The organism is Pseudomonas sp. DF5, from assembly GCF_058148225.1.
In genome coordinates this window covers 1-21,412 of the sequence record NZ_JBYVYM010000021.1, presented here as the reverse complement: position 1 = coordinate 21,412, position 21,412 = coordinate 1, and the positions used below count along the sequence as shown (strand labels likewise).

Here is a 21,412-nt window from a genome sequence, read left to right as displayed (position 1 = left end):
CCATGGGATAAACGACGGTTTCCATTTGGAAAATAAAGTTGGCCCTTTTCACTTCTTAGAGATCGTTGCTCCCAGATACCGCTCCCGCCTGGAGCCCTTTGCCAAGCAAGGGGGCGGCTTCAGTATGGAACAGGGCGCAGTACTTCACCGCCAGGGCTAGGGCACGCGCTAGTAAAGCGTGCACCCATACAAAACAAAGCCCTCGCAGCAATGCGAGGGCTTTGTTGTTTCTGGGGGTTTAACGTCGCAGGTCTCAGTGACCCGCACTCTGCCCGCCATCAACGTGCAGGATTTCCCCGGTGACAAAGTTGGCGCTGTCCAGATACACCACAGCCTGAGCGATATCGCCGATTTCGCCCATATGCCCAACCGGGTGCAAACTCCCCAGCGCTTCATGGGTTTCCTCACCATGCATCGGCGTCTTGATGATGCCGGGGCTAACCGCATTCACTCGAATCCCGCGCTTGGCGTACTCGATGGCCAGGGATTTGGTCGCCGCGTTCAAGCCACCTTTGGTCAACGAAGCCAGTACCGATGGCACACCGTCAATGGCGTGGTCCACCAGGCTGGTGGTGATGTTGACGACGTGGCCTTTGCCCTGCTTCTCCATCTCGGTGATCGCAAGTTGGGTGATGTAGAAGAAACCATTCAGGTTCACCGACAGCACCGCGGCATAGTCTTCAGGGGTGTAAGCCGTGAACGGTTTGGCGACGAAGATCCCGGCGTTGTTGACGAGGGTGTCGATGCGGCCAAAACGTGCGATCGCCTCACGAATGACTTGCTGAGCGACTGCCGGGTCGCCGATGTCGCCGGCCACAGTGAGGATGTCCGGGTCGGTGGACGGTTTGATCGAACGCGAAGTGGCGACAACCTTGTAATCGAGATCACGGAAAGCCTTGACCATGCCTGCGCCGAGACCTTGGGATGCGCCAGTAATAACGATGACTTTTTTCGAATTGCTCATGATGAACCTCTACTGATAAATGATGGTTTGAAAAGTGATTAATCAGGCTTCAACAGGCGCCTGCGCCATTTGTCTCAACATCTGTTCGTAGTACTCGACCGATTGCGAACCGGACACCAGGTGACGGCCGTTCAGCACCATGGCCGGTACCGAATTAATCCCGCGCTCGCGGTAAAACACTTCAAGCTCACGCACTTCCTGGGCAAACGCTCCGGACACCAGCACCTCACGCGCGCTCGCCGCATCCAGCCCCACTTGCGCCGCCAGTCGAACCAGCGTTTCGCGATCGTTCGGGTTCTGGCCGTCGGTGAAATAAGCACGTAGCAAGGCTTTCTTGAGTGCGACCTGCCGTCCCTCCTGCAACGCCCACAACAGCAACCGGTGAGCATCAAAGGTGTTGTAGAAGTGGCTGCGTTTATCCAGATCGAACTTGAAACCGATGGCCTCGCCTCGAGCGATTTGCATCACTTTGCCGGCGGCAACATCCTCGGCGCTGCGCCCGTATTTGCGCATCAAGTGCGCAACTGCGTTCTCGCCCTCCGCCGGCATGTCCGGGTTCAACTCGAAAGGCTTGAAGGTCAGCTCGACCGTGACTTCACCCGCCACGTTCTCGATCGCTTGCTCCAGCGCCGTCGCACCCAGGGCGCACCACGGGCACACCACATCGGAAACGAAATCGATGGTGACGGAGGCGGTCATGACTGCCCCTCCGCCTCAGCCAGTTGCTTGCGGTACTGGGTGGTGGTGATACCGGCATAGCCCCAGTTATCGGTGTCGACTTCCTCGATCACGATGTGGGTCAGGTCCGGGCGTTTGTTGAGGACGCGTTCCAGGGTTTCAGTGATTTCGGCGATCACCTGAGCTTTCTGCTCCGAGGTAACACCATCGCGGGTAATGCGTACGCTGACAAAAGGCATGATGAGTCTCCAGTGACCTGCCCTTCGGGATGATGGGTAGGTGGGTGGAGCTCAATGTAGGAGGTTGGTTAGGGGGGATAAAGGTGGGGGCGGGAACATCATTAGTGACGTGATGTAATGAGTTCAGTTGTAACGTGTCGCTATTTTTCGGTTTTAGCGACACGTCTTGATTACATGTCGCTGCCGACGACATGTCAGTGAGCCTTCCCATCCGCCCTGGACGCTCAAAATAATGTGGATCTGAGCCCCCTCAGATCAGAGCCCAACCTTTATGCTAAATTATGTATGGCCAATAATTATGGCGTATCCATAAAAAAAGGTAATTGCATGAGCAGCATTTTTCAGCGCCCTGAACTGGCTGAACAGATGGCAAATCAGCTTCTCAATCCTGGTGTTCTGGATGAAGGTATGCGCTCAGGTCTGTTTCTGTCCGGCCTGCGCAGGACCGGTAAAACGACATTCCTGAGAAATGACCTCATTCCTGCCCTGGAAGAAGCGGGTGCTCTGGTCATTTACGTCGACTTATGGAGCGACACACTGGCCAATCCTGCGACGCTCGTGCATAACGCGATCCGTCAACGCCTGGAAGAACTCCAAACGCCCGGCTCCAGCCTGCTCGAAATGCTCAAACGCGTTAGCGGTGCAGATATTGTCGCAGCCGGATTCAAGTTTGGTTTCAAGCTCGACAGCATTGGCAATACAGGTGGGCCAACGCTGGCACAGGCGCTGACTGAGGTGGTCGACCAAGCGAAAACAGATTTGGTGCTGATCATCGACGAAGTGCAGCACGCCATTTCGTCCGACGACGGCAATCAATTGCTCCTGGCACTGAAAGCCGCTCGTGATGCAATCAATCCACGCCCGAACACACCGGGCTACTTCCTGTTCATAGGAACGGGATCGCACCGGGCGCAAGTCAGCGAACTGACTGCAAAGCGGAACCAAGCATTTTCCGGTGCAACGTCGGCGGCTTATCCGGTGTTGAAAGGGGATTACGTTGAGTACCTGCTGAACCGCCTCGCAATGACGGTGAAGAAGGAGAAGTTGCCGTCTCTTGAGGTTGCCATTGAAGCGTTCAACACCTTGGGGAATCGGCCTGAGGAAATGCTCAAGGCGCTGCGACAGTTGATGCAGCAAGAAGGTGACCCCGATCTATTTCTGCCGGTAATTGCCAGTACTTTGCGTTCGGCAGCGGCCAGTATTGAGCTTGAAAAGGTTGAGCAGTTGGGCAGCCTGGCTCAGGCTATTTTCAACAAAATCGCATCCACGGAAGGCGACGCTCGGGGGATTTTCTCCACCGATGCGGCGGCTGAGTATTCGAAGACTGTAGGTCGTGAGGTACGCGTGGAAGAGATTCAACCGGTGGTGATTGCGCTGGTTGCCGAGAACATCATCATGCGGCGTGGGCATGGGATTTATGCGATTACGGATCAGTTTGTTCAAGAAATCTGGCTTGAAGAACGAGCGTTGATTGACGCCAGTTAGAATCTAGCTGGCGGAATTGCGTTTCGCCGTGCGTCACATCTCGCTGACTTCAAACACAAACGAGATCTTCCTGCTGCTCGCACTCCACACATACCGAATATGCTTGCCTTGCTTGGGGATAGAAACAGCCGGCGGCCGAAACGCGGCAACACATTCATGCCCGGGCAATCGAACGCTGTTGTAGAGCAATCCCCAGGACGACGTTTCGCGCAGTTGCCGGGCAAAGGCCTGGGCCGGACCGTAGGCGTTGGGATCCGGGTCGTGCAGGTGTGGGTAGTCGGCGCGGATGTCGTGCAAAGGTTTGACCACCCGGTTGACGTAGGTACGCATGGTCAACTCAAGATCCGGTTCGTTGGTCGCGGCGAGGAAGCGTTCCTGGTGATAACTCGTCTCGGCGATGGCCGCTGCCTGGCTGCTGGCGGCGTAGTAGACGCCGAAGGTGCCGTCGGTGAAGCGGCTGGTTTTGCCGATGTGGGTAAACGTGGCCATCACCGGTGTGGAGCCAGGGCCGCAGATGCGGTCTTCGGGGCGCACGCGGGTGAGCACGCCGGCTTCTTCCATCAGCCGATCGTTGGTCAAGGCTTCCAACGCGTAGGCAGTGGGCAGGTCTTCAGGGTCGAGAACGTCTTCGAACAACGAGATCGGCGGGAAGCAGCTATTGACGATCCGATAGGCCCGCGGCCACTGCGGGTCGGCGAGTTCCGGCACCATCAACCGCGTACCCCGTCGAGGTAGCGGCGCACATCAGCGATGTCGACCACGCGACCGGCCAGCATGTAGCTCAATGCCGATTGGCCATTGAACGGTGCGGCGGTGTTGGGGCTGCTGACCCATGTGTAGGCACGTTCGCGACTGTTGCTGAAGATGATGCTCAGCGCTTTGTGAATGCCCATCAAATACGAGATGCGCTCCAGGGTGTCGTGGGGCAGGCGCACGTTGGGTGGCAGGTGTTTGTATTTGTAGAAAGTCGTATTACCGACTTTGCCCAGGAGTGTGCGTTGTTGCTCGGCGGTACAGCCCCAGCGTTCCATGAGGTTGAAAAAAAACTTCAGCGCGACTCGACCGGCTTCGGGGGAGTCGAGTTGTTGCTGTGGGCTGAGGACAGTGGATGAGGTAGGCATGAGAATAGCCTCCTTGGGTATGATGTCTTGATTTCAGACTAGTACAGATCCGAACAAAAATGAATTTTTAATTCATAAGCGTATTAATCTGCTCCCCCTTCGAAAAGAGCATTCACACCCGCTTTTCCGCAGCCTGAAAAGACGCCGACATACGGTCCGACACACACGTTGACACCCACACTATAGGGGCAGAGAATTAAATCGAGAGCGCGAAACCGACTGCCTCCAAGTGGCAATAGTCGGCGGAGGGACCTCGTTGATGACTTGGAAATCAACGCCTGGTGAGACCTCTTCTCCCCTGCTTGAGGGAGCACAATATCAAGCACCTTTTCATGAAAGCAGCCTGATCAGGCTGCTTTTTTTTGCCTTGGGAAAAGGTTTCGTTGATAAAACAAGTAGCCAAAAAACGCCCACACCTCCCCATCCGGGCCACTTTCTTGACCCCGATCACTTCCCCTTCAACAAAAATCTCGATCCTGTGTGAGCCTCCAGCCATCGGACGCAGAATCATTTCGCTACTAAACTCGGGACAAGCATGCTCTGGTGCAGGATCATAGCCGGCACGCGACCCACGCCCACCGGGCGGCAAGGTACACAACAATAGCCAGCCCACTTTAGAGGGCATTACCCAAATGGATAGCAGAACCTTACGCAACCTCATGCGCATCGTGCAGACCGGCTCGTTGTCGGCGGCGGCAGAGCATTCCTTTTTGACCGTGCAGGCATTGGCCGCGCAGTTGAACAAGGTCGAAGAGCAGTTCGGTTTTCGGTTGTTTCGTCGCTCCAACAAGGGGCTGACCCTGACCACACAGGGCACGGAGCTCACGCCCTACATGGACAAAGTGTTGGTCGCCACGCGGCAGCTGGAAGAGAAAGTCGCCGCGCTCAAGGTGCCCGGGCAGCGCACGCTCAAGGTTGCGCTTAACACCACGCTTTCGGCTGACTTCAACCGGCGAATGATCGGACGCCTCATCGAGGTTTTTCCTGATTATCAGCTGGAATTCAGCTACGCCGAGTCGATGGAAAACCTCAGCAAGTTGAAGAATGAGGACTTCGACCTGGCCGTGCTGATCGGGCCACAACAGCCGGGGCTGCCCAGCATTGCCTTGCCTGATGTGCAGGTGCAGGTGGTCGGTGCTCATTGCGGTCAGGAAAACGACCCGCTGGTGCTGCTTGGCAATAAATTTCAGGTTCGGCCGGCCGACGACTGTCCGTATTCCCACAGCTTCTTGCGCTTTCTCGACGCCGGTCTCGGCAACTACGAGTCAGGCAAGCGGATGATCTATTCCTGCAGTGAAACCCTGACCCTATCGTTGATCACGCAAATGGACGGCCTGGGCATGGTCTCCCGTGAGGCGGCCCTGCGTAACGGCCTGACCATTTTCCCGGGTTTCGAGGATTCCCTCGAAGTGCGGCTGGCGATCAATAATCCCGAGTTGTCGGGCCAGGCCTTGAATGACGTGGTCCATCTGCCGCTACATGAACGAACCGAGCGCAATGTACGCAGCCGTTCCCACCGCAACGGAGAGAAAGAGGTTTTTGCTGAAATACGCACATAACAACGTCGGAATGGCTGCATAAAATTCCGGGCGATCGAGCTGCACATGCTGATCCTTGATCAACAGGGGCGTGAGGCTGATGGCAGCCACGATCGCCACCGGCAGGTATTCCAGCGCCCGGGCGACCAGAGGTGGCCAATGATCGGTGTTCACCTGCAGCGGCAACGCGCGTGGCAGGAATGTCACGGCCATCATCAGCGCGACGACCAGGATCAGGAACGTTTGGTCAGGCATACACCCACTCCGCAGCCCACGAATGTGGCGATGAATACGTTGAAGGGTGAGTTGCCAATCAGGCTCAGTGCCCCCATGCAAGCGACCGCGGCCAGTGCGGCGATCAGTTTGTTGCGGGTGTTGCAGAGCGATACCAGCACGTAGAGCATCATCGCGGTCAGTGCATAGTCGAGCTGATATTTGATCAGGTGCGCCGCGTACTGCGCGCAGATCGCCCCCAGCAAACCGCCGAGTACCCACGAGGTGTGGCAATACAGATTGAAGCCGATCAGGTAACGCACATTGACCGGCGAGCCCTTGCCCAGTTTGACGCTGTGGAAGGCGAACGATTCATCGGTCAGCCCGCCGGCATAACACCAGCGCTCCAGACGACTGAGCCCCATCGCCTGCAGGGCCTTGGCCATGTAGACCGACATCAGCATGTGCCGCGCATTGATCAGAAACGTGGTGAGGATAATGGTAGTCAGCGACGCACCGCTGGAGATCAACGCCAGGGCGGCGAACTGCGAGGCACCGGCGTAGACGAACAGGCACATCGCGACCGGCAGCCACACGGGCATCCCGGCATTGACGGCCATCAGACCGAACACAAACGACACCGTGAAGTAGCCCGCAACCACCGGGCTGGCTTCAGCAAACGTGCGCGAGGGCTGGGGCTCGACCATCAGCGGCTGGCTGCTGGACGTCTCATTCATAGGTCCCTCTCAAAGGTAGTTTCGCCGCGCGGCTCACAAAAGCCCTGGGCACTCCAAAAACGTTTGCCGGCAAGGTTAGCATCGTCGACGAACAGGAACATCCGCAGCACCCCCACCCGTTTCATGTCCGCCGAGGCCGCTTCCACCAGACGCTGACCGACGCCCTGGCTGCGATACAACGGGCTCACCGCCAGGTGATTGATGGTGCCACGACTGCCAAGCATGCCGCCCAACACCGCGCCGACCACTTCGCCACGGACATCGAGTGCGAGGAACGCGGTGGTGGTTTTCTGCTCCAGCACACCGCGCAGGCATTTGGCGTCCTGCCATTCACAGAACGACACTTCTTCGAATTGCCGAAAGAAGCGCTCCAGGCGTTGGGCATCCTTGGCCGTCGCGCGTCGCAGCATCACCGGTGCAGAGCACTCGGCGATGTTCATCATGGGGTCGAACTGTTCAGCGAACAATGTCGAAAGCGGTCCCGGGCCGCGAGAAGGAAATGGCCAGAATCTGCCGATAGGCCATTTCGTGAGCATGGGTGTTGCGTGCCGGTGTCACGTAGTGACGCATCTCGCGATCGAGAAAGTAGGTGGTGTCGAGGATTTCCATATAAGTCGTCGTCGCCAGCTGTTCCTCTTGGGCCGAATACAAACGGCTCTCCGCCCCGTCCACATTGTTGCGACCCCAGAAATGCACACCGCTGAACGGATAACCGTCGCAATGAATACCTTCCGGGGTGATTTCCAGTTGCTTGCCCGGCTTGATCTCGATGCGGATCTGATGAATCTGGCATTGCCAGATTGCGTCGTGCAGTTCCGGCGGCAATACGTGTTTGTACACCTCGAAATCCGTATCGATGAGGCTGCGCATCACCGGCGAATTAATGACCTCATTAGAGAAGTCCTGGAAGTGCCGCTCCAGTCCACCGACGTAGCTGTTGTTGGCCTTCGATTGCACGTAGGCGCGATGTTCCAATTGCTTCAAGTCGCGGGTGACCGGGTTGTATTCAAAATCGCTGTAGCGACGAAAACGCATGCCCGCATCGGCTTGGCCGTAATAACTGTCCGGCTCCATGTTTTCCCAACTTTTGGTCAGTCTGACGAAGTCGGAAAAATGACCGAAGAGATTGAAGTCGGCTCCCTGGACGTTGACATACTTGTCGCGCCGTAGCGATTCGCCAACTTCTCTGTTCAACACGATCATTACTAGGTCTCCGCTGCATTAAGCGGCCTAATCTAGTAGGTGCCGGATTGACGGCCCATGAGAAAGAATTTCAGGCATATCAAGCGTTGCTTGAAACGCAGGATAAAGTTGCTCCAATTCGACTTTTTACGATCGGAAACAGCTGTTTTCGGTGTTTTTATACGGTCATGAGGCAAAAAAAACCCCGAACCGGTCACGAACCAGTCGGGGTTTTCATCGAGTCTGAATAACTCAACCGATCATCAGAAGATGTTGATCGGGTAATCCACGAATACGCGCAGCTCGTTGCCACTGACGTTGTACTCGCTGGATTTCTGCGACACACGCAGAATCGAGCTGCGTACCTTCACGCTCAGGTCTTTGGCCGGGCCACTCTGCACGACGTACTTGAACTGGTTGAAGATCTCGCGCTCGGTGCCGCCTTCACTAGTGGAAGTGGTGATGTTGTCGCCGCGCACGTAGGCCACGTTGTAGCTCAGGCCCGGAACGCCGAAGGCGCCGAAGTCCAGACCGTAACCCAACTGCCAGCTGCGTTCGTCTTCGGCGTTGAAGTCGGACCAGTAGGAGTTCGCCAGGTAGATAGTGTTGCCGCCGTCACCGACACGGTTTTGATCTTTCTGATAGCCGCCGTAGGCGTAACCCAGGTTGCTGTCGCCGGTGCTGCGCTGGTGGGCGAGGGTGAACGAGTGCGGGCCGGTGGCGAAGGTCGCTGCCAGGCTCCAGATTTTATTGTCGTCGCCGGTAACACCGTTTTCCCGGACGTAGGAATTGTCCAGTTTGGTGCGGTAGCCATTGAAGTCCAGGGTCAGGGACTGATCCTTGGCGATCGGGAATACGTAGTTGGCGTTCACGTATTGTTTCTTCAGTACGTCTTCGACGTCGGAAGCGTACAGCGCTGCCTTGAACTGTTCGGTGAACTGGTAGCTACCGCCCAATACGTTGATCGACTTCAAGCCACCACTGTCACGGCCTTCAGCGCTTTTGCGCGATTCGGCGGTGAAGCGACCGGCGTTCAGCTCCAGGCCTTTGATCTCTTTGGAGGTGATCAAGGTGCCGGTATAGCTTTCCGGCAGCAGGCGGGAATTGTCGTAGTTCAGCACCGGCAGGGCCGGCATCTGGTCACCGTAGGTCAGGACAGTACTGGAGATACGGAATTTAACCGCGCCACCGAACTTGGACAGGTCATCCGCTGCGTTACCGCTGTCACCCTGCTTGAAGAAGTCGATACCACCGGCGCCGCTGCGGCCTTTGCCGCCGTCCAGACGCAGTGCGTACAGACCGAAGGCATCCACCCCCACACCGACGGTGCCTTGGGTGAAACCGGACGAGTAAGTACCGATGGCCGCTTGGCCCCATTCGGCTTTGTCCGGGTTGCCGTCTTTATAGTCACGATTGATGTAGGCGTTGCGCAACAGCACTTTGAGGCTGCTGTCTTCAACAAAACCCTTGGATTCGGCCTGGTCGTTAGCCATGGCCTGTGTGGCGCTCAACATCCCCAGTGCGATCAGGCTGATTCGCTTGTTCAACATGTTATTTTCCTTATTACGGGTTGATACGCTCTGTGCCGAACAGCTGAAACGGCGCTATCGCGCTCTTTTTTCACCGCAAAAACAAAAAGACCCGCCCACGAAAATTCGCGGCGGGCCTTTTATTGTTTTGTCAGTCGTGGCGGTTAGCCACAGGCGTTGGGGCGCATCCTATCTGCGCCCTTAATGATGTGTCAATTTCGTGAATCTTCTGTAAATAGGCGAAAATCGTCTAAGAAATCACTTGTCAGCGATAGCCAATTGCACGACATGGCTGTCGACGAATTGTTCGAAATGGGTGACTTTTCCGTCGACCAGAGTCCACAAGTGCGCGACTCGGGCATTCATCGCACGGCCGGTGGCTTTATAGACGCCGCTGTAATTGCCGTAGGCAAATACCTTGTCGCCCTGAGCGACGTAGTTCTCGACCTTGAACTGAAAATCTTCCCACTCAGTGGCCAGGCGCTTAAAGACGTTTTCGACGATCGCGTCGAAACCAACATAGGTGCCGGCATAGGGGAAGCCCGCCGCTTCAGTCCAGCGGGCATCAACGGCCAGCGCTGCGGCGGTGTTGCGCGCATTCTCCTGGGAGTTGGCACCTTCGTAGGTGCTTTTGATCAGGCTCAGGTTATCCATGGTGACTCCAGGTGAGTTCAATGGGCGCAGCCGTCGAGGCCACAGGTTTGAAACGCGGATGAAGACTCTGTCGCCGCAAGCGACTGGCTCAACCATTGGGCGAAGGCTTGCGGCTTGCCGAGCCAGGGACCGATATCGACCAGGGTGAACTGGCCATCCTGTTCCAGTGCAAAGGTCGGGAAGCCCTGCCCGCCGACACGGGCCAAGAGTGCGCGGCTGTCCTTGATGTGGCGATCGGTGTCGGCTTCATTAAAGGCCTGTTGGAAGGCTTCAGGTTCAAGACCCATTTGTACAGCGAGTTCCAGCAGAACGGCTTGGTCAGCGATGCGTCGACCTTCCACGTAATGAGCCGTCTGCAAACGCCCCAGCAACTCCAGTCCGCGCCCGGCGATCTGCTCGGCTGCCAGCACGGCGGCAATCGGTGGCGTGGAATCGAACACCGCCGTCTCATCACGTAGCAATCCCTCAAAATACGCCTCGCCAAACGGCTGACCGGTGTACTCGGCGATGCGCCGATCATGGGGCATGACGTAATTGCGTAGTTGTGGCGAAACGCTTTGGCGATTGGCACCGCTCATCATGCCGCCACCATGGCCGATCACTGGCAACACGGCTTGGGCAGCTTGCACCAGCGGTTTGGCGCCGTAACACCAGCCGCACAACGGGTCGTAAATGTAGTGAAGGGTCATGGGAAGGCTCCGGCAACAAAGTAGGGAAAACTCAATGCCGGCAGACTAATACTCGGATCGTTCTGGAAAAACGCCGGAATCACTTTCAGTCTGTTTCAGGAATCGGTCGAATGATCCCATGACGGGCAACTACCGATCTTGCAGGCGCCCACTTTTGCGACGGACATAAAAAAGCGCCGCCTTCCCGGCAGCGCTTTTATCAATCCGTTGTTTTTCTTCTTATCCTTCCATCACATCCCACAATGCTTCCAGTTCCGCCTCGCTGAATAAACCAGCGGGATAGCGCTCGATCATCATCCGGCGCGGATCAGGTTCTCTGATCTGACGCGTTCCATTGGACTTCAACCACTGTGCCAGGACTTGAAGCGATTCGCTGTTAACTGCCAGGGGATGCAGTGCCCGCTCGCCCACTACGTTCATTTCGGCGTTCATCTCAGCGCTCTCTCCTGGTTTGTGAGCGGCTAACTTATCCAAGGTTTATGACAGAACATCGAAGTTCTCTCCCTCCCCGTGTTGCGCCTTCGAAGATACAAGAGCTATGCCAATGTTTTCGAAGTGTCGATAAGTGGATACAAAAAAGCCCGCAGTCCTGATGGGCTGCGGGCTTTCTGCGAGATAAGGAGGCCAAAATCGTTGCTCAATCGATTTTTCAATCAACTCAAGCTGTTACGACCTCACTCACTCTTTGTGCGGCGCGGGCTGTTGTTGGGTAAGGCAATGGATGTTACCGCCCCCAAGTAACAGTTCGCGACCCGGCACCATGACCACTTCGTGTTGCGGAAACACGCTCTGCAAAATCTCTTTGGCCGGCCCGTCCAGCGGGTCGTCGAAGCTCGGCGCGATAATGCCGCCGTTGACGATCAGGAAGTTCACATAGGAGCCAGCCAGACGCACGGTCGGATTACGTTCCTGAGTGCCGTCCACCGGGTCCACACCCGCGCACTCTTCTTCGGTCGCATACAGCGGCCCCGGAATCGGCATTTTGTGCACCGTGAACGGGCGACCCTTGGCATCGGTGCTGTTTTGCAGCACGTTCATGGCCGCCTGGCAGCGCGGGTAGTTCGGGTCCTGCGGGTCGTCGGTCCAGGCCAGCAGCACTTCACCCGGACGCACATAGCAGCAGAAGTTATCCACATGGCCGTCGGTTTCGTCGTTGAACAAGCCGTCCGGCAGCCAGATGATTTTATCCACAGCCAGGTTTGCGCTGAGAACCGCTTCGATTTGCTCACGGCTCATGTGCGGGTTGCGATTGCGGTTGAGCAGGCACTCTTCGGTGGTGATCAGGGTGCCTTCGCCATCGACATGAATCGAACCGCCTTCGAGCACAAAACCCTCGGTGCGGTAGCGCGGGCTGCGCTCGATTTCGAGGATCTTGCCCGCCACCTGCGAGTCACGGTTCCACGGCGAATACAAACCGCCGTCGAAACCGCCCCAGGCATTGAAGTCCCAGTCCACGCCACGTACTTCGCCGCTGTTATTGATGACGAACGTCGGGCCGGTATCCCGGACCCAGGCGTCATCGCTGGACATCTCCACCACACGAATATTCGGCACATCGAGACGAGCGCGCGCGTTTTCGTACTGGCCCGCGGAGACCGCCACGGTCACCGGCTCGAAACGCGCGATGGCCTTGGCTACCGCGACGTGCGCGGCTTGTGCAGGTTTGCCACCCAGGCGCCAGTTGTCCGGGCGCTCGGGCCAGACCATCCAGGTCTGGGTTTGGGGTGCCCACTCGGCGGGCATGTAAAAGCCGTCGGCGCGAGGGGTGCTGTTCAAAGTGGTCATGGCTTCAGGACTCCAGGGAACCGTCGAGGGTTTTGATCGCGCCGTACAGGTTCGGACGACGGTCGCGGAACGAACCCCAGGCGCTGCGAATGTGCTCCAGCTCATCGAGGTCGAAGCTGTGAACCAGAATGCCTTCTTCGGTTTTGTTCAGCTCTTGGACTTTCTCGCCAAACTGGTTGGCGATGAACGACGAGCCGTAGAAGGTAATGTCGTAACCGTCCTGCTCTTCATTGCCGATGCGGTTGCTGGCGATCAGCGGCATCAGGTTGGCACCGGCATGGCCTTGTTGCACGCGCTGCCAGTGGTCGCGGGACGAAATGGTCTTGTCGTGCGGCTCACTGCCGATGGCGGTCGGGTAGAACAGTATTTCTGCGCCTTGCAGCGCCATGCTGCGGGCGCACTCGGGGAACCACTGATCCCAGCAGATGCCCACGCCGATTTTCGCGTAACGGGTGTTCCACACTTTGAAACCGGTATCGCCCGGGTTGAAGTAGTACTTTTCGTGGTAGCCAGGGCCATCCGGGATGTGGCTTTTACGATAAATCCCGAGGTTGCTGCCGTCGGCATCGATGATCGCGATGCTGTTGAAACGCGCGCGACCGGCCAGTTCGTAGAAGCTGATCGGCAGCACCACTTGCAGTTCTTTGGCGACTTTCTGGAAGTGCTTGATGGCGACGTTGTCTTCAACCGTCGTGGCCAGTTGCAGGTAGTCCGGGTTCGGCTTCTGGCAGAAGTACGGAGCCTCGAACAGTTCCTGGATCAGGATGATTTGCGCACCTTTGGCCGCTGCCTCACGGACCAGCTTCTCAGCCGTCTCGATGTTGGCTTCAAGGTCCCAGGAACAAGCCATCTGGGTGGCGGCGACGGTAACGATACGACTCATGAATCATCTCCTGGGCAAGTGCTTGAGGGTCAGTGTGGCATCGACCGATGACAGAACGGGAATCACCGGGCGTGGTTCGTCCACACCGTGGGCAGTGGCGACTTTATAGCCGATAAAAATCGGCTTTAAAAGCGATAAATATCCACTACGTCTAAATATCCTCAAAAATTCCCGATAACAATCGATATTTTCAACCTCTAGGCGCTGCCTACAAACCTTCGCCCAGCACCTTCGACAGCATGTCCACAAAGAAGTCCACACTCTGCCGCGACGTGACCATCGGTGGTTTGATCTTGAGGATGTTCAGGTAATCACCCGTCGGCTGCATGAAAATCCCCAGCTCACGAAGACGATCGCACAGCGCGGTGGTTTCTTCAGTCGCCGGTTCAAGGGTTTCGCGATTGCGGACCAACTCCACGCCAAGATAGAAACCGGAACCATGCACCGCCCCCACCAACGGATGCAGGTCGATCAAGGCTTCAAGACGCTCCTTGAAGTACCCGCCCACGACCTGGGCGTTTTCCCAGAGTTTTTCTTCTTCCATCACATCCAGCACCGCCATGCCGATCCGGCAACTGACCGGGCTGCCACCCGCCGACGAGAAGAAATAACCCTCGGCCTCCAGCGCTTCGGCAATCTCCCGACGGGTAATGACGGCGCCCAACGGCTGGCCGTTACCCATGCCTTTGGCCATGGTGATGATATCGGGCACCACGCCCTGCTCTTCGAAGCCCCAGAAGAATTTGCCCATGCGGCCGTAACCGACCTGCACCTCATCGGCGATGCACACCCCGCCCTGAGCACGGACCAGCGCATAGACCTGCTTCAAATAGCCCGGTGGTAGAGAGATGCCGCCGGCATTGCCATACACCGGCTCGCAGATGAAACCGGCAAGTTGGCGTTTCTGCCCGGCGATTTTCGCCAGGTTGTGTTCGACGCTGCGCACGTAGTCCGGCGCGCTGTCCGGGCCACGGAATTCGCCGCGATAGGTGTTCGGCGCGGTCACCGGGTGCACCCAATCGGGACGGCTGCTCAAGGCCTTGGGGTTGTCGGCAATCGAGGTCGAGACCGCATCCGCCGCCACCGACCAGCCGTGATACGCCTCAAGCACACTGAGCATGTCGCGGCCGCCGCTGTAGGCCCAGGCAAGACGAATCGCCAGGTCATTGGCCTCGGTGCCGCTGTTGACCAGAAATACGCGATCCATGTTGTCCGGTGCCAGCTTCAGCAAGCGCTCGGAAAACTCGGCAATCGCTGCGTAGTGAAAACGCGAGTTGGTGTTGAGCAACGACCATTGACGGCCGGCGACGGCGGCCATGCGCGGATGACCGTGACCCAGGACCGCAACGTTGTTGAGCATGTCGAGGTAGGAACGACCCTGCATATCGATCAGGTGATTGCGCCAGCCACGCTCGATGCGCGGCGGGTCGACGTAATAGTGCTTCTGGGATCGGGCGAAACTGGCGTCGCGGCGGGCCAGCAAGGTTTGCGGGTCGAGTTCTGCTTCGGCATCGCAGGCCAGACCCAGCAACGCGGCCGGTGACGGACACAACGCCTGCCAGGCTGCGGCGCGCGAAGGTGTGCAAAACAACGGCGCGTCGGGCTGAGCGCCTCGACACAATTGCACGATCAACGGCCCGCTGACCGAACCCAGCACCTGACCTTTGACCAATGCTGCGCCCGCGTGCAACGACGGTGTCACACCCCACAGCCGTAAACTCAGTTGCGGACCATCCAGTTGCAGCACACCCACTGCCGGCTGGTGAACCGTTCCGGCAAACGGCGATTCGACCGCCGTGCCATGGGGCACTCGCAACTCGACGTGCAGAGGGCAAGTGGCCGGTTCAGTGGCGCTGTCCGGTTGGGTGCGAGACAGACGATATTGCCCATAACGACTGGCCACCAGTCCGTGGGCCGCGGCGGCCTCGGTCAGCAGGCGCTGGTCGATCCCCTCCTGTTCCCAGTTACCCGCTTCGAAGTGCGGGCTGAGGACACCCAGATCGATCAAGGCAAACTCACGCCCCACCAGACTCGGCAACAAGGGCGCAAAACCTTCGCTGCCGATGCTCGGCAGGCCTTGACCGACCGCGGCCAGAATCGCCGCCTCCATCAACGCCAGCGGCACCGATGTGGCCACGCGGAAAATTTCCCACTCATGGGTCAGGTTGTCGCGACTGTACTCGTTGCCCGGATCAATGCTGACCTGCTGTTCGCCACTCAGCACCAACACCGCCGAGCGCGCAACGATCAGCGGCCAGAGCGCCAGCAGTTCTTCATGTTGCAGCGGATTGATCGCGTGATAGGCCCGAACCGCCGGCAAGATGTAGAACGGATCGCCATCGGCATGGTGCAGCAGCGCCGCACAGGTCACCGACAGATCGGTGATCCGCCAGGTTCGGACCAGGTCGCCGAAATCGATGACACCCTGCAACTGCCATTGGCGCTGCGCATCTCGCTGCCAGACCACGTTGTCGTCGGTGATGTCCATGTGAATCGCCTGCACCGGCAACTTATCCACCAAAGGCTGCAAATGGCGCTCGGCCTGCTCGGCCGCTTCAGCAATCAGCTTGCGTTGCTGATCATCCTTGATCACCGGCAGCAAATGCGCGATCAACGCGTTAGCGTGGCGGGCGTCCCATTGAAGGGTGCGCTCTAGGCCAGGATGGTCGAAGCTGGCCAGTGCCAGGTCCATCTCGCCGCAGAGCCGACCGAAACCGGCGACCACTGCCTGGCTCAGATGGTCGAGGTGCGTCAGGGACTGGCCGTCGATGTAATCGAGCAGACGTACATGCACCGCTTGACCGCCGACCTCCAGGGAGAGCAGGTCAGTACCATTTTTGGCCGGGATCACTCGCGGCACCTGCACGCCGGGATGTTCGGCCAAGTGCTTGAGCCCTGCGTGCTGGGCTTGAAGTTCCAGCACCGAGTAATCGCCACGGCAGATCTTCAGGACGAAACGCCCCTGCTCGCTGTCGACGCGGTAGTTGAGATCCTGCTGGCTGCCCAAGGCCCGCAGTCGCCCGCTCAGCCCGTAATGTTCCTCCAGCAGCTCAAGCGCTTGCGCCGCAGACACTTGCGGGCTGGGCAGACTGGCGCGATGAATCAACGTGGCGAGCGGCATACAACGACCCCTGAAATTTTATTAGGCGCTTATATCGCCACTGCCGGGGGCGATAAGCAACCCCCTTTCCCTGGTTCGCACGAATCCAATGGCCGAGCAACTCTCTTCACCGTACCACTCGCACCAACCGCCACTTTGCGTAAGAATGTCGGCCATCAACGCCTATTGCTGGAGAAACACCATGAACGTAGTCATCACCGACCTGCCCGGTGTTCTGATCATCGAACCCAAGGTATTTGGTGACGAGCGCGGCTTCTTCTATGAAAGTTTCAACGCCAAGGCTTTCGAAGAAGTAACCGGCCTGAACACCCAATTTGTTCAGGACAACCATTCGCGCTCGCAAAAAGGCGTACTGCGCGGCTTGCATTACCAGCTGCAAAACACTCAGGGCAAACTGGTCCGCGTCACCGTCGGCGAAGTGCTGGACGTGGCGGTGGACATTCGCCGCAGCTCGCCGCATTTCGGCAAATGGGTCGCGGTGCGCCTGTCCGCCGACAACCATCGCCAACTCTGGGTTCCGGAAGGTTTTGCCCACGGTTTCGTGGTGCTGAGCGATTTCGCCGAGTTCCTCTACAAAACCACCGACTACTACACCCCGTCGGCTGAACGCAGCATTCGCTGGGACGACCCGGACTTGGGCATCGACTGGCAGCTGGACGAAGCACCGCAGCTGTCCGCCAAGGATCAGGCCGCCGCGTTTTTCAAGGACGCTGAAGTCTTTTCCTGAATTGCTGTCTGAATTTTCACCGCCATTGCGCACTTGATCCAGGTGCGCAGACTGCGCCCGCAAGCCTAGGCATAATGCGTCTATACCCACAGGCGCTGGATGCTCATGACACCAACTCTTCCTCGCAGACCCCGCTGGCGCAGCCTGGCGCTGCTTGCGCTGTGCCTGGCGCCCTTGCTGTGGCCGCTGGAGCATCTGGCTGAGCGTTACTACCGCAGCGAACTGGCCGGGCAGAACCGTCAGACCCTCGACCTCTACGTCGCCAACCTGCTGGGTACCCTGCACCGCTATGAAGTGCTGCCGCAGATTCTCGGCGACCTGCCCGCACTGCGTGCGACGTTGGGCGCACCCGACGAGGGCGTGATTCAAGGCAATGCCAATCGTCTGTTGAAACACATCAGTGCCCAGACCGGCGCCGAAGTCATGTACCTGATGGACACCACCGGCAAGACGCTGGCGGCCTCCAACTGGGATAAAAACGACAGCTTCGTCGGCCGCAATTTTTCTTTCCGTCCTTATTTCAGTGAAGCCATGGCCGGGCGCCTGGGGCGATTCTTCGGCCTGGGCACCACCTCGGCCAAGCGCGGTTACTTTTTCGCCGCGGCGGTACATGACCGCGAAAAAATCATCGGCGTATTGGTGGTCAAGGTCGATCTCGACCACACCGAAAGCCTCTGGGGCAAAACCCCGGAACAACTGTTGGTCACCGACCACAACGGCGTGGTCATCCTCACGTCACGGCCAGAGTGGCGTTTCCGCTCGACCCGTCCATTGAGTGATGAGGAGAACAAGGCCGTCGCCGCGATTCAACCCTATCCGACCCGCGATCCAAAGCCGTTGAATCTCGACCCCAATGCCTGGCTGACCCAAACCCGGCAGATCGAAGAAACTGGCTGGAGCGTCAGTATCCTTGCACCGCGTACCCTGATCGACCGCCCCGTGCGCACGGTCGTGGCCATCGGCGGCGCAACGCTGCTGGTATTAATGCTGCTGCTCGGCCTGATGATGCAACGCCGACGCCATTACCTGGAGCGGATCGCCTTCGAAGCCAAGGCCCGCCAGGAACTGGAAGGCCGGGTCGCCGAACGGACCAGCGACCTCGAGGGCCTCAACCGTCGACTGAAACAGGAAGTGCTGGAGCGCGAACATGCCCAGCAAGAACTGGTACGCGCTCAGGATGATCTGGTACAGGCCGGCAAGCTCTCGGCGTTGGGGACAATGTCGGCGAGCATCAGCCATGAACTCAACCAGCCGCTGGCGGCAATCCGCAGCTACGCGGAAAACGCCGAAGTGCTGCTCGATCATCAGCGCACCGAAGATGCTCGCGGCAACCTCAAGCTGATCAGCGAACTGACCGGGCGCATGGCGTCGATCATCGCCCACCTGCGCGCCTTCGCCCGACGTGATCGCCACGCCCCGGAGAGCGTGGCCCTGCAACCGGCGCTGGACGACGCCCTGGCGTTACTGGCCAAGCGTCGGCGCAGCATGGAAGTCGAACTGATCCGCGACCTGCCGGCCGCCACCCTATGGGTCGAGGCCGGAGAAACCCGTCTGCGCCAGGTACTCGGCAATCTGCTGGCCAATGCCCTCGATGCGCTGACGGAAAAAGGCCCGCCGCGTAAACTCTGGTTGAGTGCCCAATCCACCACCGACGGCGTCAATCTGTACATTCGCGACAACGGCCCCGGGTTCTGCCTGGAAGCGCTGGGTCGTGCCGGCGAGCCCTTCTACACCACCAAGACCCGCACTCAGGGTCTTGGTCTGGGGCTGGCGATCTGCGACACCCTGATGCGTGCCTTCGGTGGTGAACTGTCGTTCTCCAACCATAAGGAAGGCGGCGCCCTGATTACCCTGAAGTTGCGTGCAGGCGCACCGGGCGTGAGCCTGCAACCGTCCGAGGACCGAAGTGCATGACCATCGACAACCGCATCCAGGTCGTGTTGATCGACGATGATCCCCACCTGCGCCAGGCCCTGAGCCAGACCCTGGACCTGGCCGGCCTGAAGATCCTGCCGCTCGCTGAAGCCAAGGGCCTGGCCGGGCAACTGGAGCGTGATTGGCCGGGCGTGGTGGTCAGTGACATCCGCATGCCAGGCATGGACGGCCTCGAACTGTTGACCGACCTCCACGCCCAGGATCCGGAACTGCCCGTGCTGCTGATCACCGGCCACGGCGATGTGCCGCTGGCGGTGCAAGCCATGCGCGCCGGCGCTTATGACTTTCTGGAAAAACCGTTCGCCAGTGATGCCCTGCTCGACAGCGTGCGTCGCGCCCTTGCCTTGCGCCGTCTGGTGCTGGACAACCGCAGCCTGCGTCTGGCCCTGAGCGATCGAAACGAACTGAGCGCCCGACTGGTCGGGCAATCGGCGCCGATGCTGCGCCTGCGCGAGCAGATCGGGGCACTGGCGGCGACCAAGGCTGACGTACTGATCCTCGGCGAAACCGGCGCGGGCAAAGAAGTGGTGGCCCGCGCGCTGCACGATTTGTCGAGTCGGCGTAACGGCCCGTTCGTGGCAATCAACGCCGGAGCCCTGGCCGAGTCGGTGGTAGAAAGCGAGCTGTTCGGTCACGAACCCGGCGCGTTTACCGGCGCGCAAAAGCGTCGCATCGGCAAGTTCGAATTCGCCAACGGCGGCACGTTGTTCCTCGATGAAATCGAAAGCATGAGCCTGGACGTGCAGGTGAAATTGCTGCGCTTGCTGCAAGAGCGGGTCGTCGAACGCCTAGGCGGCAATCAGTTGATCCCGCTGGACATCCGCATCATCGCCGCGACCAAGGAAGACCTGCGGCAATCCGCCGATCAGGGGCGCTTCCGTGCCGACCTGTATTACCGCCTGAACGTCGCGCCGTTGCGCATTCCGCCACTGCGCGAACGGGGCGAAGATGCGCTGGTGCTGTTCCAGCATTTCGCCGACGAAGCCAGCGCCCGCCACGGCTTGCCGCCCCATGAATTGCAACCGGGGCAACGGGCGCTGCTGCTGCGTCACCGCTGGCCAGGTAACGTGCGGGAACTGCAGAACGCCGCCGAGCGCTTTGCCCTGGGCCTGGAGCTGGCACTGGACAACAGCGCGCCGGATGGCGGTGTCGGCACCACGATTGAAGTGGTCAGCGGCGGCCTGAGCGAGCAAGTCGAGAACTTCGAGAAGAGTCTGATTGCCGCCGAACTGGCACGCTCGCACAGCTCCGTGCGCAGCCTCGCCGAAGCGCTCGGCATTCCGCGCAAAACCCTGCACGACAAGCTGCGCAAGCATGGCCTGAACTTCGCCGATGGCGGCACCAGCAGCCATACCGACGACCTCGATTGAGCTACCGTAAAATCATCCTCATCAAACAAAAGGCCCGCGAATGAACCGCGACAGTCGTCACCTGGAATCGATCCTCTATCGCGACATCCCCCTCACGCGGGACATGGGCCTCAAAGTGCTCGACTGGCATGACCAACAACTGCGCCTGCATCTGCCGCTTGCGCCCAACGTCAATCACAAGAGCACCATGTTCGGTGGCAGCCTGTATTGCGGCGCGGTGCTGGCCGGCTGGGGCTGGCTGCATTTGCGTTTACGTGAAGAAGGTATCGAAGACGGGCACATCGTGATTCAGGAAGGGCAGATCAACTACCCGCTGCCGGTCACCATGGACGCGACGGCGATCTGTCAGGCACCGAACCCGGCAGTGTGGAGGAAGTTCCTGGCGATGTATCGACGCTATGGGCGGGCGCGGTTGACGCTGCATTCGCGGATCGTGAATGCCGGGAGTGAAGAGGATGCGGTGAGGTTTACCGGGCAATACGTCCTTCACCGGTAAAGCAAACGATCTTAAAAGATCGCGGCCTCGTTGCACTCGACAGCTCCTACAGAGAAGCGCGCCCCC

The 21,412-nt window shown here is 58.7% G+C and carries 23 protein-coding genes; 7 read left to right on the top strand and 16 right to left on the bottom strand.

The window, feature by feature from the left end:
- Positions 1-253: 253 nt before the first annotated feature.
- From AC30D7_RS19250 to AC30D7_RS19240, 3 genes are read right to left on the bottom strand one after another with little or no spacing between them, the layout of a single operon-like run.
- On the bottom strand, positions 254-964 hold the full coding sequence (locus AC30D7_RS19250) for an SDR family NAD(P)-dependent oxidoreductase (protein WP_204123957.1): 711 nt from the start codon (positions 962-964) through the stop codon (positions 254-256).
- A gap of 42 nt (positions 965-1,006) precedes the next feature.
- Complete coding sequence (locus AC30D7_RS19245) at positions 1,007-1,663, bottom strand: DsbA family oxidoreductase (protein ID WP_028939590.1); 657 nt, start codon at positions 1,661-1,663, stop codon at positions 1,007-1,009.
- Positions 1,660-1,881 (bottom strand): tautomerase family protein, encoded by a 222-nt coding sequence (locus AC30D7_RS19240; RefSeq protein WP_007939483.1) that lies wholly within the window; start codon positions 1,879-1,881, stop codon positions 1,660-1,662. The genes AC30D7_RS19245 and AC30D7_RS19240 overlap by 4 nt, the downstream gene beginning before the upstream one ends.
- 327 nt (positions 1,882-2,208) lie before the next feature.
- Here AC30D7_RS19240 and AC30D7_RS19235 point away from each other — a divergent pair, with 327 nt between their 5' ends.
- Positions 2,209-3,366 carry an AAA family ATPase gene (locus AC30D7_RS19235; protein ID WP_490135124.1) on the top strand — a complete coding sequence of 386 codons (1,158 nt, stop codon included), beginning with the start codon at positions 2,209-2,211 and terminating at the stop codon, positions 3,364-3,366.
- Between the two features lie 33 nt (positions 3,367-3,399).
- On the opposite strand, the gene AC30D7_RS19230 is transcribed toward AC30D7_RS19235, so the two are convergent.
- Positions 3,400-4,077: an RES family NAD+ phosphorylase gene (locus tag AC30D7_RS19230; RefSeq protein ID WP_490135123.1), complete on the bottom strand. Its 678-nt coding sequence runs from the start codon at positions 4,075-4,077 to the stop codon at positions 3,400-3,402.
- Entirely contained in the window at positions 4,077-4,487 is a 411-nt protein-coding gene (locus AC30D7_RS19225; RefSeq protein WP_490135122.1) for an MbcA/ParS/Xre antitoxin family protein, read from the bottom strand. Before AC30D7_RS19225 ends, AC30D7_RS19230 begins: the two co-directional genes overlap by 1 nt.
- A gap of 259 nt (positions 4,488-4,746) precedes the next feature.
- Between AC30D7_RS19225 and AC30D7_RS19220 the strand changes: the two genes are divergently transcribed.
- Positions 4,747-4,971, top strand: a complete 225-nt coding sequence (locus AC30D7_RS19220) for a hypothetical protein (RefSeq protein WP_156043986.1) — start codon at positions 4,747-4,749, stop codon at positions 4,969-4,971.
- Between the two features lie 148 nt (positions 4,972-5,119).
- Positions 5,120-6,046: a LysR family transcriptional regulator gene (locus tag AC30D7_RS19215; protein WP_490135121.1), complete on the top strand. Its 927-nt coding sequence runs from the start codon at positions 5,120-5,122 to the stop codon at positions 6,044-6,046.
- Here AC30D7_RS19215 and AC30D7_RS19210 read toward each other — a convergent pair.
- From AC30D7_RS19210 to AC30D7_RS19160, 11 genes are all read right to left on the bottom strand, one after another.
- A complete protein-coding gene (locus AC30D7_RS19210; RefSeq protein WP_007939492.1) occupies positions 5,963-6,280 on the bottom strand; it encodes an AzlD domain-containing protein in 318 nt (105 codons plus the stop codon). The genes AC30D7_RS19215 and AC30D7_RS19210 overlap by 84 nt on opposite strands.
- Positions 6,259-6,975: an AzlC family ABC transporter permease gene (locus tag AC30D7_RS19205; RefSeq protein ID WP_019651478.1), complete on the bottom strand. Its 717-nt coding sequence runs from the start codon at positions 6,973-6,975 to the stop codon at positions 6,259-6,261. Before AC30D7_RS19205 ends, AC30D7_RS19210 begins: the two co-directional genes overlap by 22 nt.
- On the bottom strand, positions 6,972-7,385 hold the full coding sequence (locus AC30D7_RS19200) for a GNAT family N-acetyltransferase (protein ID WP_490135169.1): 414 nt from the start codon (positions 7,383-7,385) through the stop codon (positions 6,972-6,974). Before AC30D7_RS19200 ends, AC30D7_RS19205 begins: the two co-directional genes overlap by 4 nt.
- A gap of 46 nt (positions 7,386-7,431) precedes the next feature.
- The gene (locus AC30D7_RS19195) at positions 7,432-8,178 is read right to left on the bottom strand and encodes a 2OG-Fe dioxygenase family protein (protein ID WP_019581770.1); all 747 of its coding nucleotides are present in this window, start codon (positions 8,176-8,178) and stop codon (positions 7,432-7,434) included.
- A gap of 242 nt (positions 8,179-8,420) precedes the next feature.
- A complete protein-coding gene (locus tag AC30D7_RS19190; protein WP_490135120.1) occupies positions 8,421-9,707 on the bottom strand; it encodes an OprD family porin in 1,287 nt (428 codons plus the stop codon).
- A gap of 237 nt (positions 9,708-9,944) precedes the next feature.
- Positions 9,945-10,340 carry a nuclear transport factor 2 family protein gene (locus AC30D7_RS19185; RefSeq protein WP_490135119.1) on the bottom strand — a complete coding sequence of 132 codons (396 nt, stop codon included), beginning with the start codon at positions 10,338-10,340 and terminating at the stop codon, positions 9,945-9,947.
- Between the two features lie 17 nt (positions 10,341-10,357).
- Complete coding sequence (locus AC30D7_RS19180; RefSeq protein WP_490135118.1) at positions 10,358-11,029, bottom strand: DsbA family protein; 672 nt, start codon at positions 11,027-11,029, stop codon at positions 10,358-10,360.
- A gap of 219 nt (positions 11,030-11,248) precedes the next feature.
- The gene (locus tag AC30D7_RS19175) at positions 11,249-11,461 is read right to left on the bottom strand and encodes a hypothetical protein (RefSeq protein ID WP_018929289.1); all 213 of its coding nucleotides are present in this window, start codon (positions 11,459-11,461) and stop codon (positions 11,249-11,251) included.
- A 246-nt stretch (positions 11,462-11,707) separates the two neighbouring features.
- Positions 11,708-12,814, bottom strand: coding sequence for an agmatine deiminase (aguA, locus tag AC30D7_RS19170; RefSeq protein ID WP_490135117.1), 1,107 nt, complete (start codon positions 12,812-12,814; stop codon positions 11,708-11,710).
- Positions 12,815-12,818: 4 nt separating this feature from the next.
- Complete coding sequence (gene aguB, locus AC30D7_RS19165) at positions 12,819-13,697, bottom strand: N-carbamoylputrescine amidase (protein ID WP_019581765.1); 879 nt, start codon at positions 13,695-13,697, stop codon at positions 12,819-12,821.
- A 208-nt stretch (positions 13,698-13,905) separates the two neighbouring features.
- Entirely contained in the window at positions 13,906-16,818 is a 2,913-nt protein-coding gene (locus AC30D7_RS19160) for an aminotransferase (RefSeq protein WP_490135116.1), read from the bottom strand.
- A gap of 181 nt (positions 16,819-16,999) precedes the next feature.
- On the opposite strand from AC30D7_RS19160, the gene rfbC reads away from it, so the two are divergent.
- The 4 genes from rfbC (at position 17,000) to AC30D7_RS19140 (ending at position 21,346) form a co-directional block, all read left to right on the top strand.
- Positions 17,000-17,545 carry a dTDP-4-dehydrorhamnose 3,5-epimerase gene (gene rfbC / locus AC30D7_RS19155; RefSeq protein ID WP_490135115.1) on the top strand — a complete coding sequence of 182 codons (546 nt, stop codon included), beginning with the start codon at positions 17,000-17,002 and terminating at the stop codon, positions 17,543-17,545.
- A gap of 105 nt (positions 17,546-17,650) precedes the next feature.
- Positions 17,651-19,459 (top strand): sensor histidine kinase, encoded by a 1,809-nt coding sequence (locus tag AC30D7_RS19150; RefSeq protein WP_490135114.1) that lies wholly within the window; start codon positions 17,651-17,653, stop codon positions 19,457-19,459.
- On the top strand, positions 19,456-20,850 hold the full coding sequence (locus AC30D7_RS19145) for a sigma-54-dependent transcriptional regulator (protein WP_490135113.1): 1,395 nt from the start codon (positions 19,456-19,458) through the stop codon (positions 20,848-20,850). Before AC30D7_RS19150 ends, AC30D7_RS19145 begins: the two co-directional genes overlap by 4 nt.
- Positions 20,851-20,890: 40 nt before the next feature.
- Complete coding sequence (locus AC30D7_RS19140) at positions 20,891-21,346, top strand: thioesterase domain-containing protein (RefSeq protein ID WP_490135112.1); 456 nt, start codon at positions 20,891-20,893, stop codon at positions 21,344-21,346.
- The last annotated feature ends 66 nt before the right edge of the window (positions 21,347-21,412 follow it).

Coding starts and splice junctions, on each gene's coding strand:
- AC30D7_RS19160 (WP_490135116.1), bottom strand. CDS start 16,818: ATGCCGCTCGCCACGTTGATTCATCGCGCCAGTCTGCCCAGCCCGCAA.
- AC30D7_RS19245 (WP_028939590.1), bottom strand. CDS start 1,663: ATGACCGCCTCCGTCACCATCGATTTCGTTTCCGATGTGGTGTGCCCG.
- AC30D7_RS19200 (WP_490135169.1), bottom strand. CDS start 7,385: ATGCTGCGACGCGCGACGGCCAAGGATGCCCAACGCCTGGAGCGCTTC.
- AC30D7_RS19230 (WP_490135123.1), bottom strand. CDS start 4,077: ATGGTGCCGGAACTCGCCGACCCGCAGTGGCCGCGGGCCTATCGGATC.
- AC30D7_RS19190 (WP_490135120.1), bottom strand. CDS start 9,707: ATGTTGAACAAGCGAATCAGCCTGATCGCACTGGGGATGTTGAGCGCC.
- AC30D7_RS19185 (WP_490135119.1), bottom strand. CDS start 10,340: ATGGATAACCTGAGCCTGATCAAAAGCACCTACGAAGGTGCCAACTCC.
- AC30D7_RS19205 (WP_019651478.1), bottom strand. CDS start 6,975: ATGAATGAGACGTCCAGCAGCCAGCCGCTGATGGTCGAGCCCCAGCCC.
- AC30D7_RS19225 (WP_490135122.1), bottom strand. CDS start 4,487: ATGCCTACCTCATCCACTGTCCTCAGCCCACAGCAACAACTCGACTCC.
- AC30D7_RS19180 (WP_490135118.1), bottom strand. CDS start 11,029: ATGACCCTTCACTACATTTACGACCCGTTGTGCGGCTGGTGTTACGGC.
- AC30D7_RS19250 (WP_204123957.1), bottom strand. CDS start 964: ATGAGCAATTCGAAAAAAGTCATCGTTATTACTGGCGCATCCCAAGGT.
- AC30D7_RS19240 (WP_007939483.1), bottom strand. CDS start 1,881: ATGCCTTTTGTCAGCGTACGCATTACCCGCGATGGTGTTACCTCGGAG.
- rfbC (WP_490135115.1), top strand. CDS start 17,000: ATGAACGTAGTCATCACCGACCTGCCCGGTGTTCTGATCATCGAACCC.
- AC30D7_RS19195 (WP_019581770.1), bottom strand. CDS start 8,178: ATGATCGTGTTGAACAGAGAAGTTGGCGAATCGCTACGGCGCGACAAG.
- AC30D7_RS19210 (WP_007939492.1), bottom strand. CDS start 6,280: ATGCCTGACCAAACGTTCCTGATCCTGGTCGTCGCGCTGATGATGGCC.
- AC30D7_RS19220 (WP_156043986.1), top strand. CDS start 4,747: ATGACTTGGAAATCAACGCCTGGTGAGACCTCTTCTCCCCTGCTTGAG.
- AC30D7_RS19140 (WP_490135112.1), top strand. CDS start 20,891: ATGAACCGCGACAGTCGTCACCTGGAATCGATCCTCTATCGCGACATC.
- AC30D7_RS19215 (WP_490135121.1), top strand. CDS start 5,120: ATGGATAGCAGAACCTTACGCAACCTCATGCGCATCGTGCAGACCGGC.
- aguB (WP_019581765.1), bottom strand. CDS start 13,697: ATGAGTCGTATCGTTACCGTCGCCGCCACCCAGATGGCTTGTTCCTGG.
- AC30D7_RS19145 (WP_490135113.1), top strand. CDS start 19,456: ATGACCATCGACAACCGCATCCAGGTCGTGTTGATCGACGATGATCCC.
- AC30D7_RS19175 (WP_018929289.1), bottom strand. CDS start 11,461: ATGAACGCCGAAATGAACGTAGTGGGCGAGCGGGCACTGCATCCCCTG.
- AC30D7_RS19235 (WP_490135124.1), top strand. CDS start 2,209: ATGAGCAGCATTTTTCAGCGCCCTGAACTGGCTGAACAGATGGCAAAT.
- aguA (WP_490135117.1), bottom strand. CDS start 12,814: ATGACCACTTTGAACAGCACCCCTCGCGCCGACGGCTTTTACATGCCC.
- AC30D7_RS19150 (WP_490135114.1), top strand. CDS start 17,651: ATGACACCAACTCTTCCTCGCAGACCCCGCTGGCGCAGCCTGGCGCTG.